A 12,450-nucleotide genomic window follows, 5' to 3' on the forward strand; every position below is an offset into this window, starting at 1 on the left:
CTTACAGGCCGTTCACTTTGCGGAATATTCCTTCCTTGATTAACGGGACGTTGAAGTTGATGAGCAGACCTAGCTTGTGGCCCGAGAGTTTCAGGTAAGTCAGGAGTTGCTTGTGGTGTACTTCCAATAGCACTTCCACCGATTTCAACTCGACCACAACTTTGCTTTCTACCAACAAGTCCAGGCGAAACCCGTTTTCCAACCGCAACCCATCATACACAACTGGCAGGGCTACTTGATTTTGTACGTGCAGCCCGACTTTGCGCAACTCATGCGTCAGCACGGTTTCGTACACCGACTCCAGCAGCCCCGGACCCAGTGCAGTGTGAATAGCAAACGAAGCCCGCCGCACCTCATAGGATATCTTGTTTTCGTCCATACACTGCGTCATCTGCGAAAACACTGCGCCCTCTGCGGGCTAAAAACACCAGAACAACCCCAAGCTACCGCAATTCCACCACCCACGCCGATAGCCCTGGCACGGTAAACGACTTCAAATCGGGCACAACCATCCCGGTCGTTACCTCCAGGCCCGAACTGAACCCGCCCGTGCGCTCCGCGAACCGGGCACCATCGAGCGTGCGCGCCTCTTTGCTACCGTTCAATATCACCATTACCGTGCCCTCCGGCGCATAGCGGAAGTACACGTACACGCCGTCCTGCGGGATAAACTGCATCAGCTTGCCGCTGTGCAAAAAGGCGTGCGACTTGCGGTAGTTGGCCAGTTTGCGCACGTACTCAAATGCCTCGCCGGGCTGGCCGGGGCGGCGCTTGAAGTAGTTGAGCGAATCGCCCGCGAAGCCGCCGGGGAAGTCGGCGCGCACCAGGCCGTCGGGGTTGCTGAAGTTCTTCATCAGCACCTCGGTGCCGTAGTAGAGCTGCGGGATGCCGCGGGAAGTCAGCAGCCAGGCCAGGCCCATTTTGTAGCGCGCGAAGTCCTCGCCAATCACCGAGTAGAAGCGGCTCACGTCGTGGTTGTCGAGGAAGGTGACGTTGCGCGAGGCGTCCTCGTACATCCAATCACCTTGCAGCGACTCGTAGAGCTTGAGCATGTTGCCCGACTTCAGGGCGTCGTGCAGGGCAAAGCTCGACTGAAAATCGAGCACCGAGGGCAAATTGGACTTGAACCCATCGACGGGCTGGAAGATGTTGCGGGCGAAGAACGCCTGCTGGGCCGTGCTGCCCACCCAGGCCTCGCCGAACAAGGCCAGCCGCGGGAACTCCTCCTGCATGGCCCGGCCCCAATCCATCAGAAACTTGGGGTCGGAGTAGGGGTAGGTGTCGATGCGGTAGGCGTCGAGGCCGGTGTATTCCACCCACCACAGAAAGTTCTGAATCAGGTAGGTGGATACCAGTGGGTTGGCCTGGTTCACGTCGGGCATCGTGGTGTCGAACCAGCCCTGGTTGTACAGCTTCCGGTCGAGGACGGAGCCGTAGGGGTCGTTGAGGGCCGAGGCGTTGTAGTTGCTGCGCGTGAAGCCCGGCCACTGGTTGAACCAGTCAGGGGCGGGCTGGTCGAGGAACAGGTAGTTTTTGGAGCCCATGTGGTTGAGCACCACGTCGTGCACCACTTTCAGGCCGTTTTGGTGGGCGCGCTCCACAAATTGCCGGTACTGCTCGGTGGTGCCGTAGCGGCGGTCGGTGTTGTAGTAATCGGTGAGGGCGTAGCCGTGGTAGCTGGCCTTGGGCATGTCGTTTTCCACCACCGGCGTCAGCCACAGCGCCGTCACGCCCAGGTCTTTCAGGTAATCGAAGTGCTGCTCGATGCCGGCTAAGTCGCCGCCGTGGCGGCTGTACATCGAGTCGCGGGCCACTTTGGGCGCGCGCATACCCTTGATGAAGTCGTTTTTCAGGTCGCCATTGGCAAACCGGTCGGGCATCAGGAAGTAGATGAAATCCTGCTGCGTGAGGCCCTGCACTTTGGTGTCGTCGGTGGGCGTAGTGCGCTGCTTCAGCTCGTAGGCGTAGCTGAACTTCTTGTTGCCCTTGAAATCGAGCTGGAGCCGTCCGGGCCGGGCCTCGGGGGCAATGGTGAGGTGCAGCATCAGATAGTTGGGGCTGGCCAGCTGCTGCACGCTGTCGAGGCGCACGCCGGGGTAGGCGCGCAGCGCGGCCGTGGCCGTCCGCAGGCCGGGGCCGTGTACCAGCAGCTGGAGCTTCGGGTTCTTCATACCCACCCACCAGAACGTGGGGTCGATGCGCTGAATGGGCGCGGCTTTGGCGGCGGCAGTTACGGTAGGGGCAGCAGCAGCCGGAGCAGCCGGCGCGGGCGCGGCTATGGCCAGCAGCGCGCCAGCCAGCAGGGGCAGAAATCGGAAGGCGAACATATGCGGGATGAAATATGGAACGTAATAGACAAAGAACGCCCCTGCCCGCCCGCCGCGCTACTGTTTCAGGCACCCAAAATGATGATGTGTTGACGAATGCAGGTGCTGCTTTGCCCCGGCAGGCCTTAGTAAGCCGCCAACCCGGATAATAAGGCACTTGGTAGCAGGCCGCTGCTGCCCCTTCCCGAACCTGCCGGTTGGGGCCAAGTGCCTGATGCCGTTGCGTATGGATTGGCAGGCGAGGGTATAGGCGGGTAATGATGCCTGCTTGGCTATTACCGGTGGCTGGTTAGCATCCAGGCTGCTAAGGTGGGGGGCAGGTAGTGCGAGTAGTTCTTTTCTTGTTTTTTTGAGTGACTGTTGGACCGGCTACGTTGTCTGGCTTCTGTTTTCTCATCCACCGCAATTTTCGCCCGCAATGGCTTTCGACCTTAACTATTACACGCCTGCTCCCGAGTTCAGCACCCCGGCCGCGTATTTCTCCATGGAATTCGCCCTCGATCAGGCCCTGAAAACCTACTCCGGCGGCCTGGGCTTCCTGGCCGGCTCGCACATGCGTTCCGTGTACGAGCTCAAGCAGAATGTTATCGGCATCAGCATTCTGTGGAGCTACGGTTACTACGACCAAGGCCGCAATGGCGACCAGACGATGCGGGCCGAGTTCCACCGCAAGCACTACAGCTTCCTGCAGGACACCGGCATCACCTTCCCCATCACCATCCATGACGCCCAGGTGCAGGTGCGCGCCCTCTACCTGGCCCCCGAGACGTTCGGTACGGCCCCGATGTTCTTCCTGACCACCGACATCGAGGAAAACGACCACCTCTCGCGCACCATTTCCCACCACCTCTACGACGCTGATACGGCTACCCGCGTGGCCCAGAGCATTTTGCTGGGCGTGGGCGGCGGCAAGCTGCTCGATGTGCTGAACCGCAAAACCGAAGTCTACCACCTCAACGAGGGCCACGGCCTGCCGCTGGCGTTTTTCCTGCACGAGAAGTTCGGCCGCAACCGGGCCAAAGTGCGCGAGCACCTCGTGTTTACCACCCACACGCCCGAGCTGGCCGGCAACGAGGAGCACCCGCTGGAGCTGCTCTACAAGATGTCGTTTTTCGGCCGCCTGACGCTGGGCGAGGTGCGCGATTTGGGCATCGTGGAAAACGACCGGGTCAACTACACGCTCACGGCCCTGCGCTTCGCCCGCATCAGCAACGGCGTCTCGAAAGTGCACGGCAAAGTGGCCAACGAAATGTGGGGCCACAACGAAGGCATCAGCCCCATCATCGCCATTACCAACTCGCAGAACGGCACTTATTGGCGCGACGAAAAGCTGCACGAGGGCCTCGAAGCCAACAACGACGAGGCGTTGCAGGCCCGCAAGCGCGAGCTGAAAAAGCGCCTCTTCGATATCGTGGCCGACCAGACCGGCAAGCTGCTCGACCCCGATGCCCTCACGCTGGTGTGGGCCCGCCGCTTCGCCGGCTACAAGCGCGCCGACCTGATTCTGCGCCACTTCGAGCGGTTCCAGAAGCTGGTAACCGACACCGGCCGGCCCCTCCAGGTTATCTGGGCCGGCAAGCCTTACCCCAAGGATTTCGGGGCCATTGCCGTGTTCAACAGCCTCATCGAGAAGACCCGGAACTTCGATACCTGCGCCGTGCTCACGGGCTACGAGCTGGGGCTCTCAGCGGCCATGAAGAAGGGCTCCGATATCTGGCTGAACACGCCGCGCTTCCCGCGCGAAGCTTCGGGCACCAGCGGCATGACGGCCGCCATGAACGGCTGCATCAGCCTGAGCATCCCCGACGGCTGGATTCCGGAATTCGCCCGCGACGTCGAAAACAGCTTCCTGCTGCCCCTGGCCGACCTGCACGCGGCCGAAAACGAGAAAGACGACTTCGAAGCCACCGGCATCCTCGATGCCCTCGAAAACACCATCATCCCGCTCTACTACGACCAGCCCGCCAAGTTCCTGGCCATCCGCAAAGCCGCCATGCGCGACGTAGAGCCCGAATTCGAGTCGGGCCGCATGGCGAAGGAGTATTATGAGCGGATGTACGATGCTTCTGTTTAACGGCTAGCTTAATTGCCTAAAAGCGTCCGGNNCCGGACGCTTTTAGGCAATTAATTAGAAAAGGAAGCCGGCGTTGAAGGAAATAGATTTCAGCCAAATGGTGCTTTCTATCTGCTCGAACGAACCTGGCCCAACGACGTTGATGCGGGCATCCTGGATTTGTTGGGCCTCAGGACCGACGCTGAAGAGCAGGTTGGTGTTGCGGCCCGCAATGACGCGGTAGCCCACGTGCAGGCCGGTTGTCACGCCCCGCTCAAACCCGGCTCCCAACTTCAGTGCGTAGCCCACGTTGCCCGTAACAAACAGGCTGTTGCCACTTGGCTGAAAGTAGTAGCGCACATCGGCTACTAATGGAGCGGTGTTGTAGCTGGGCTCGTGGTAGCCGTCGAGGCCGAAGCCCAGCCCCACCGACACGGCCGGGTTGAGGAAATAGCCGAACGTAGTGCGAAATCGATTCACCGAGCCCCGGTAGTCCAGCACCACATCAGATCGGTAAGTGGCTTTGCCAACGCCAGCATTGTATCCTATCTGGGTGATGTTGAACAGCCCTGTGTTCTTGCTCTTCTTGATTGGCAGCGGGTTAGTCTGCGCGGTTGCGGATACGGCTAATAATAGCCCGACTACAGAGGTCAGAACGGCTTTGTAAATCATCTAAAGTAATTGAAAAGGTCGCCCAAGCTCTTTCCAAGGCTCGGCAACTATAAGCGAGAATTTGCCCACACCAAAATCCGGCTAGGCGGTTTAAGCCGTCAGAATGTGCGGCACGAACTCGGAGAGGTTGGTGATGATGCCGGGGTCGCGGCGGTAGCTGAGGGCGCAGGCCTCGCCGGCCCAGAATACGCCCGCCTGATAGCGGCGGCCCTGGGCGTCGGTCGGGAAGGCTAGCCAGCGCTGGCGCACCTGGGGCTGGTTGCCGAACTCGCCGGGCTCCTGCTGGCGGGTGCGGAGGCCGTCCATTTCGGTCAGGTTCTGGCCTTCGCGCCCGAACAGGGGCTTGCGCACGTGGTGGCCTGGCATATCGCGCAGGCTGGCCTGCACCAGCAGCGGGTGGTGCGGAAACGTGTCCCAGAGGTGAGCTAAAATAGCCTTGCTCTGGAAAAGCAGCGTGTAGGCGGGGTTGGCAACGATGACGTCGCGGGTGAGCAGCAGGTGGGTCAGGTCGGCGGTGAGGGCGGGCTCCTCGTCGGCCAGCAGCTCCCAGGGTACCAGCTTGAACAGGAAATCGAAGCGCTGCCACTTATCCGGCTCCACTTCGGCCCATACCCCGCGCTCCTCGCCTTGCACGGCCACGCGCATGGCATCCACGGGGCACACATGGGCCGTGCCGAACCCGGCAGCGCGGGCCGCTTCGGCCAGCACGGCGCAGTTGGTTTCGTCCTCGGCGCTGTCGGGCAGGTGTACCAGCAGCAGGTGCGGGTCCAGGTCGGGGTTGAGTTCGCGCCAGTGGCGCAGCTGGGCTTCCAGGCCCTCGAACAGGCCATTGGCCTGTCGCTCGTGGGCGGGGCGGCCGGCGGCCATCAGGCTGGCCCACTGCACCACGGCCGTTTCAGGAATGCTGGTGGCGGTGTCGGCGTTGAACTCGACCAGCTTGGGGCCGTCGGGAGTGGCGGCCAGGTCGAAGCGGCCGTAGAGGTGCCAGTGCCGGTCGTCGTTCCAGCTATGGCGCACGGCTTCCCAGAGGTTGTGCGGGATGCCCAGCTGGCGCAGGAAGTCGTCGGGAATCGGGTCGGGGACGGACTCCACCAGCATCTCGTAGAGCGTGTCGGCGGCCTGCAGCAGCGTTTCGGCCTCGGCTTCCGATACCGCCAGGGCCTCGGGCGCCAGGTAAGCGGCGCAGGCGTCTTCCACGGCCCAGTCCCAGCCCAACTGGTGCATGGCCGGCTCCACATTGCCCGACAGTGGCAGCAAACGAATCATAGGAAGTGGGCTGAATGGTTGGATTTGGGTGTTCAGGTTACGTAGCGCGGTGTAGGGGCGGGGCTTGTCCCCGCCCGCCGCTCGAGCCGCTTCAACGGTACCTGTACAACGGTGCCGTTCAATGGCGGGCGGGGACAAGCCCCGCCCCTACACCGTTCCGCACGATGTAACTGGAGCCGACTGCTTAACCGCCGAAGCCCCGCGAGCCGCCCCGACTGCCGAAGGTGCTGCGGCTGCTGCTGCTGGGGGCCGAGCTGCGGAACGTACCGCGCGGGGAGTTGCGCTGCACGCTGGAGCTGGCGCTGATGCCCGCGTTGCCGCTGCTATAACCACCCGTAAACCCCCGCCCATAAAAGCCCCGGCCCTCGTTTTCCCGCTCGCGCGAAATCCCTTGCCGCCAGCCGTTGTTGCGCTGCATAATGCCCGGCGAGGCGTAGGCGCCGGTGTTGGGCGTCAGCCAGCGGCCAGCCATATAGCCGATGCCGCTCCACATCAGCACATCCATCATGCCGTTGCTACCCGCCCGGTTTTCGGAATACTGGCGGGTGTAGTTCTGCATCTGCTGCTGCAGGGCCTGGCCCTGTAGCGTATCCACTTTGCCATCAGCATGCCGCAGAATGGCCGCCACTTCTTCCTTGCCGGCCGGCCGCTCGGCCGTAATTTTCCACTCGCCCGGCTGGGTTTCGGTCATTTCGGTGATGACGCCCTGGCTGTAGGAGTCGGTGGCGGCATTATCCCAGGAGGCCGCGTCGGCTTCCGGGCGGCTGTCGTTGGAGGAGCAGGCTGGCAGCACGCCCAGGCCCAGGCTGGCCGCGGCCGTAAGCAGAAACAGGTTGCGGCGCCAGTCGCCGAGGTGATAAAACGGGCGGTTCATATAGAAAGAGGGCAAGAGAGGAATAGGAAGCTAAAGTAGCAGGAATATGGTTCAGAAGGCCTTCCGGACTACGGCCGCCGCTCCAGCACCCCGCGCAGTACCTGCCACACGTTGTCGGCCAGCAGCTGCTGGCCCTCGGCGTTGGGGTGCACGCCATCGGGCAGGTTGAGGTGGCGCTGGCCTATAACGCCGTGCAGCAGGAAGGGCACAAAATCGACCTCGTTTTTATCGGCCAGCTGGCGGAACAGGGCGTTGAACTCGCGGGCGTAGTGGCCGAACCGGCCGCCGGCCAGCGTAGCCAGCGGACCCAAATCGAACGGAAACTCCAACCCGACCAGCACCCGGCGGGCCTGGGGGTGGGCGTGTTGCACCGCGTCGAGGATGAATTGCAGGTTCTGGGTGGTTTCGCGCACCGGAATACCGCGCAGGCCATCATTGGCCCCCAGCTCCAGCACAAACACGTCGAGTTCGGGGAAGCGTGGCAGTACTTTGGGCAGCCGCTGGCGGCCGCCGGCACTGGTTTCGCCGCTCACACCGTAGTTGTGGGCCTTGTAGGGCAGGCCGAGGGCATCAATTTTCTCCTGAATACGGGAAGGAAAGGCGGCACTGGCCGGTAGCTGGTAACCCGCCGTGAGCGAGTCGCCGAAAAAAAGGATGTTTTGAGGCATATACTAGTTGAGCTGTTGGCTTGTAGCTGCTAGCTGTCAGCTTTCGGTTGCGCGTGGCTGAATTTCAGGGCAGGCTTTCTGAAGCAGACTAAAGCGGCAGCAACTAAACGCGGCGGGCGGCCCATAGTTCCGGCATGAGGGGGGCGGACACGGCGGGTATGGCAAATCTGGCTTTGGTGCAGCGGGCCACTGCCGCAGCCACATAAATACAGTTTCGAGAACCTTTTTGGCCCTTTTTGCCGTTACCTTTGCTGGCAGATGAGAATCATTCTTATCTGAAAACACGGTTATCTGTCACCAAACCCCTTTTTAGAATGTCCGTTATCAAAGCCACCGACGCCGATTTTCAGCAACTACTTCAGGAAAACGAGAAGGTAGTGGTGAAATACTACGCCGATTGGTGCGGCAACTGCCGCCTGTTCTCGCCCAAGTTCAAGCGCCTGGCCCAGGCCGAGGGCAACGAGGATATGAAGTTTCTGGACGTAAACGCCGAAAGCAGCCCCGAGGCCCGCAAGCTGGCCAACGTCACCAACCTGCCTTTCTTTGCCGTGTTCCGCAACGGCGAGCTGGTAGATACCGTGGCCGCCAGCAAGGAAGAGGCCGTGGCCTCGCTCATTTCCCGTCTCAACTAGCCCGCTACCGCCATGAAAATGCCTGTTATCCGCCACTTGGTGGAAACCCAGACCCTGGAAAGCCTGCTGGCTGCCGAAGAGGCCCTGCTCGAAGAGCAGACGCCTGCCTTCGAGGTAGAAGGCGAGGATGAAGGCGAGCAGTTGACTCACGTATTTGCTGCCATCTTTATCCTGAACCATATGCAGGACCACAAATCTGACTTCAAGACTGCCCTGCGCGAGTACACCAAAAAGGTGCGCGTGAGCATCAGCTAGAGCGTTTTTCAAGTTAAGAAGTAGGACTGCTCTGTCATCCGGAGCAAAACGAAGGACCTTATCCCGTCAGACAAACTACTGTCGCGGGATAAGGTCCTTCGTTTTGCTCCGGATGACAGAGCAGTTTTCTTTTGCCCGGAAGAAAACTTACCTTCCCCCATGCGTCGCCTGGCTCCCTTTTTACTGCTGTTACTGTTGCTACCGGCCCCGGCCCGGGCCTGGGGGTTTTTCGCGCACCGGCTCATCAACCGGCTGGCCGTGTTTACGCTGCCGCCCGAAATGGTGGGGTTCTATAAGGCCAACATCGATTACCTGACCACTAACGCCACCCGACCCGACTCGCGGCGCACGCTGGTGCCCGGCGAAGCCCCCCGCCACTTCCTCGACCTGGACGCTTACGGCGACTCGGCGGCCTACCGGCTGCCCCGCTCGTACCCCGATGCCGTAGCCCTGCTGAGCGAGGATACGCTTTTGCGCCACGGCATTGTGCCTTGGCAGGTGGCCCGCATGAAAGGCCAGCTAACGGCCGCCTTCCAGGCCCGCGACACCGACCGGATTCTGCACCTGTCGGCCGACCTGGGCCACTACATTGCCGATGCCTGCGTGCCGCTGCACACCACCCGCAACTACAACGGCCAGCTCACGGGCCAGCGCGGCATTCATGGGTTCTGGGAAAGCCGCCTGCCCGAGCTGCTGAGCGGCGGCTACGACTTTTTTACCGGCCCCGCGCCTTACCTGGAGCGACCCACCGACGTTATCTGGACCACAGTGGCCCGCTCCAATGCCGCCCTCGACTCGGTGTTGCGCTTTGAGCGGGAGCTGAGCCGCGAGTTTTCCGAAGACCGCAAGTATGGGTTCGAGCAGCGCGCCAACGTAACGGTGCGCACCTACTCGCGCGACTTCGCCCGCGCCTACCACCAGCGCCTGAGCGGGCAGGTAGAGCGCCAGATGAAGCTGGCCCTGCGCCTGGTGGGAGCTTTCTGGTACACGGCCTGGGTGGATGCCGGCCAGCCCGACCTCAATAAGCTGCCGCGCACGCCCTCTGAGAAGGAGCAGCAGCGCCTCGCCCTCGAAGCCAAAGAGCTCGAAAGTGCGCCCGTGCGCCCGGCCGCGGGCCACGAGGATTGAAGCCGTACTGCTGCGCCCAATACACCCAAACGATAGGTTAGGCGGCATGCTGGCTTACTGCCTTAAATCCCCGATCTTTGCGCGCCCAATGAGGGTCGGAAGCCGCTGATAGCCAATATTGCACCGGTCGGATAACTCCGGGCCGGGTGCTGCGTAGGAAGCGGACTTCCCGGAAGACTTTTACCAAAAAATATGCGGAAATTTTATTGCGCGCTGGCCTTGCTGGTGCTGTTGCTACCGGGTGCCGTGCAGGCCCAGAAAGTGGGCCTGGTGCTAAGCGGGGGCGGGGCTAAGGGCCTGGCGCATGTGGGGGTGCTGCGGCAGCTGGAGAAAAACCAGATTCCCATCGACTACATTGTGGGTACCAGCATGGGCGCTATTGTGGGCGCCATGTACTCGGCCGGCTACTCGCCCGACGAGATTGAGGCTATTGTGCTGCGGCCCGAGTTCCAGACCTGGGTGTCGGGGGCGCCGCTGGAGGGCAAGGTGTACAACTACTACGATGCCGACCCCACGCCGGCCCCGCTGCACCTGCGCCTGGCTATCGATACCAGCTTCAACATCCGGGTGACGCCGCGGCTGGTAGACGACGTAACGCTTAACTACGTGCTGGCCACCATGCTGGCCCCGGCCGGGGCCATTGCCGGGTACAACTTCGATAACCTGCTGGTACCCTACCGGGCCGTGGCCACGGAGGTGTTTACCCGCGAGAAGGTAATCCAGCGCAGCGGCTCGCTTTCCGATGCCGTGCGCAACTCCATGGCTTTTCCGCTGGCTTTCCGGCCCATTCGCCAGGCCGATGGGCGCTACCTTTTCGACGGGGCCGTGGTCGACAACTTCCCGACGGAGGTTATGCGCAAGGAGTTTGGGCCCGATATTATGATTGGGGTAAATGTGGGCGATGTGGCGTTCAAGAAATACCCCAAGGAGCGCGATGATAAACTGCTGACCTCTACGCTGCTGTTTCTGGGGTCCAACGTGGCCGATACTACGTCGGTAGGGCCCAACGGCGTGTACATCCAGCCCGACCTGAACGACATTACGGCGGCCGATTTTGACCAGGCCAAGCGGCTGGTGGAGTTGGGTGCCCAGGCCGCCGACCGCAAAATGGAGCTGCTGCAAAGCCGCATTGCGCGCCGCCAGGATACACTGGCGCTGCAGGCCCGCCGGCTGGCTTTCCAGCAGCGCGCCCCCGACACGCAGTTCAAACAGATAACCGTGCAGGGGCTGCCGCGGGAGCAGCAGGAGTTTGTGCGCCGCTTTTTCCAGCGCTCCGGCTCCGATTATTACACGCCCGGCGACGTGGAGGAGGGCTACTACCGGCTGGTGAACAACGACTTCTTCAACAACGTGTACCCCCGCATCAGCTACGATAAAAAGCAGGGCGGCTACGTGCTGGGGGTGGATGCCCGCCAGAACTCCAACCTGACGGCCGACCTGGGCGGCGTGCTCTCGACCCGCTCGATGAGCAACCTGTACCTGGGAGTGGGCTACCGCTACCTCAACCGCTACCTCTACACCATCAAGGCCGATGCCACCATCGGACGCTTCTATAATGGCGCCCGGGCCTCGTTCCGGGTCAGCATCCCGGGCAATGTTCCGCTGTATGTCGAGCCCGTATTCGCGTTCAACAACTTCAGCTACCAGGATACCAGCCCGCTGCTGAAGTCGTCGGCGCAGAACTCGCAGATTCAGCAGCGCGACGTGAAAACGCTGCTGCAGGTAGGTTTCAGCCCGAATTACCGCAGCCGCTATGTGCTGAGCGGAGGCGTGTTTACCAACCGCGACCAGTTTGCCAACACCGACAACATCAACAGCGACGCCACCCTCGACCAGAACCGGCTGCAGGGCTTCACGGCTGGCCTCAATTTCGAGCGCAACTCCCTCGACCGGCGCCAGTATGCAGTGGCCGGCCGGCGGGTAGAGCTGGGGTTGCGGGCTGTGCGGGGCCAGGAGCGCTATACGCCTGGCAGCACCGCCGAGGGGCCGGATGGACAGACCCTGCCGGGCCGCCGCAAAACCCAGCAGTGGCTGAAAGTGAGCCTGTTTAATGAGCAGTTTTTTAATTTCAACAAGGTTGACACCGTGGGCCGCAAGGTGCATGCCTGGGGCTACCTGGCCGAAGTGCAAGCCAGCACTCAGGGTCCGTTTGCCACCTACCGCTCCTCGCTTACTACCTCGGCCGCCTTCCTGCCCCTCACCGATTCGCGCACCTTGTTCATGGACCGCTACCGGGGTACCGCTTTTGCGGCCGTGGGCCTGCGCTACATCAAGGAGGTGCTGACCAAGCTGGAATGGCGCTCTGAAGTATATGTACACACGCTTTTCCGGCCCTGGGAGCGGCAGGACAGCAACCCACTGCTGCCCCAGCGCGGAGCCACCGTTTCGCGCCCCTATCTCACGCTGATGAGTGGCCTGGTTTACCAGACGCCAGTCGGGCCGCTCTCGCTCCAGGCCATTCACTACGATGACCCGCGCCAGAAATTCGGTGTATTCGCGCACATTGGCTATCTGCTCTTCCGCGACCGGGCCCTGGACTAGGGCATCGGCACGACGTAGGGGCGGGGCTTGCCCC

At 61.8% G+C, this 12,450-nt stretch carries 11 protein-coding genes; 5 read left to right on the forward strand and 6 right to left on the reverse strand.

Annotation, left to right across the window (positions count from 1 at the left end):
- Position 1: 1 nt before the first annotated feature.
- Together J7E24_RS04245 and J7E24_RS04250 are read right to left on the reverse strand one after the other, a co-directional pair.
- Positions 2-379 carry a GxxExxY protein gene (locus tag J7E24_RS04245; RefSeq protein ID WP_215135458.1) on the reverse strand — a complete coding sequence of 126 codons (378 nt, stop codon included), beginning with the start codon at positions 377-379 and terminating at the stop codon, positions 2-4.
- Positions 380-443: 64 nt separating this feature from the next.
- A complete protein-coding gene (locus tag J7E24_RS04250) occupies positions 444-2,327 on the reverse strand; it encodes an alpha-amylase family glycosyl hydrolase (protein WP_215135470.1) in 1,884 nt (627 codons plus the stop codon).
- A 418-nt stretch (positions 2,328-2,745) separates the two neighbouring features.
- On the opposite strand from J7E24_RS04250, the gene glgP reads away from it, so the two are divergent.
- Positions 2,746-4,401: an alpha-glucan family phosphorylase gene (gene glgP / locus J7E24_RS04255; protein ID WP_215135473.1), complete on the forward strand. Its 1,656-nt coding sequence runs from the start codon at positions 2,746-2,748 to the stop codon at positions 4,399-4,401.
- A gap of 54 nt (positions 4,402-4,455) precedes the next feature.
- Here glgP and J7E24_RS04260 read toward each other — a convergent pair whose 3' ends face one another.
- From J7E24_RS04260 to J7E24_RS04275, 4 genes are all read right to left on the reverse strand, one after another.
- Complete coding sequence (locus J7E24_RS04260; protein WP_215135476.1) at positions 4,456-5,052, reverse strand: hypothetical protein; 597 nt, start codon at positions 5,050-5,052, stop codon at positions 4,456-4,458.
- A 90-nt stretch (positions 5,053-5,142) separates the two neighbouring features.
- Positions 5,143-6,318, reverse strand: coding sequence for a glutathionylspermidine synthase family protein (locus tag J7E24_RS04265; RefSeq protein WP_215135479.1), 1,176 nt, complete (start codon positions 6,316-6,318; stop codon positions 5,143-5,145).
- A 184-nt stretch (positions 6,319-6,502) separates the two neighbouring features.
- Entirely contained in the window at positions 6,503-7,192 is a 690-nt protein-coding gene (locus tag J7E24_RS04270; RefSeq protein ID WP_215135481.1) for a hypothetical protein, read from the reverse strand.
- Between the two features lie 68 nt (positions 7,193-7,260).
- Complete coding sequence (locus tag J7E24_RS04275) at positions 7,261-7,860, reverse strand: arylesterase (RefSeq protein ID WP_215135483.1); 600 nt, start codon at positions 7,858-7,860, stop codon at positions 7,261-7,263.
- Positions 7,861-8,174: 314 nt separating this feature from the next.
- Between J7E24_RS04275 and J7E24_RS04280 the strand changes: the two genes are divergently transcribed.
- From J7E24_RS04280 to J7E24_RS04295, 4 genes are all read left to right on the forward strand, one after another.
- A complete protein-coding gene (locus tag J7E24_RS04280) occupies positions 8,175-8,492 on the forward strand; it encodes a thioredoxin family protein (protein WP_092739940.1) in 318 nt (105 codons plus the stop codon).
- 12 nt (positions 8,493-8,504) lie between these two features.
- Positions 8,505-8,747, forward strand: coding sequence for a DUF6952 family protein (locus tag J7E24_RS04285; protein WP_215135485.1), 243 nt, complete (start codon positions 8,505-8,507; stop codon positions 8,745-8,747).
- 159 nt (positions 8,748-8,906) lie between these two features.
- Entirely contained in the window at positions 8,907-9,875 is a 969-nt protein-coding gene (locus J7E24_RS04290) for a zinc dependent phospholipase C family protein (RefSeq protein ID WP_215135487.1), read from the forward strand.
- A 192-nt stretch (positions 9,876-10,067) separates the two neighbouring features.
- On the forward strand, positions 10,068-12,416 hold the full coding sequence (locus J7E24_RS04295; protein ID WP_215135489.1) for a patatin-like phospholipase family protein: 2,349 nt from the start codon (positions 10,068-10,070) through the stop codon (positions 12,414-12,416).
- The last annotated feature ends 34 nt before the right edge of the window (positions 12,417-12,450 follow it).

It is taken from the genome of Hymenobacter sp. ISL-91, assembly GCF_018613725.1.
In the GTDB taxonomy this organism is placed as follows: domain Bacteria; phylum Bacteroidota; class Bacteroidia; order Cytophagales; family Hymenobacteraceae; genus Hymenobacter.

What these genes read in the sequence shown, in the direction of transcription:
- J7E24_RS04245 (WP_215135458.1), bottom strand. Translation starts at nt 379, where the DNA reads ATGGACGAAAACAAGATATCCTATGAGGTGCGGCGGGCTTCGTTTGCT.
- J7E24_RS04250 (WP_215135470.1), bottom strand. Translation starts at nt 2,327, where the DNA reads ATGTTCGCCTTCCGATTTCTGCCCCTGCTGGCTGGCGCGCTGCTGGCC.
- glgP (WP_215135473.1), top strand. Translation starts at nt 2,746, where the DNA reads ATGGCTTTCGACCTTAACTATTACACGCCTGCTCCCGAGTTCAGCACC.
- J7E24_RS04260 (WP_215135476.1), bottom strand. Translation starts at nt 5,052, where the DNA reads ATGATTTACAAAGCCGTTCTGACCTCTGTAGTCGGGCTATTATTAGCC.
- J7E24_RS04265 (WP_215135479.1), bottom strand. Translation starts at nt 6,318, where the DNA reads ATGATTCGTTTGCTGCCACTGTCGGGCAATGTGGAGCCGGCCATGCAC.
- J7E24_RS04270 (WP_215135481.1), bottom strand. Translation starts at nt 7,192, where the DNA reads ATGAACCGCCCGTTTTATCACCTCGGCGACTGGCGCCGCAACCTGTTT.
- J7E24_RS04275 (WP_215135483.1), bottom strand. Translation starts at nt 7,860, where the DNA reads ATGCCTCAAAACATCCTTTTTTTCGGCGACTCGCTCACGGCGGGTTAC.
- J7E24_RS04280 (WP_092739940.1), top strand. Translation starts at nt 8,175, where the DNA reads ATGTCCGTTATCAAAGCCACCGACGCCGATTTTCAGCAACTACTTCAG.
- J7E24_RS04285 (WP_215135485.1), top strand. Translation starts at nt 8,505, where the DNA reads ATGAAAATGCCTGTTATCCGCCACTTGGTGGAAACCCAGACCCTGGAA.
- J7E24_RS04290 (WP_215135487.1), top strand. Translation starts at nt 8,907, where the DNA reads ATGCGTCGCCTGGCTCCCTTTTTACTGCTGTTACTGTTGCTACCGGCC.
- J7E24_RS04295 (WP_215135489.1), top strand. Translation starts at nt 10,068, where the DNA reads ATGCGGAAATTTTATTGCGCGCTGGCCTTGCTGGTGCTGTTGCTACCG.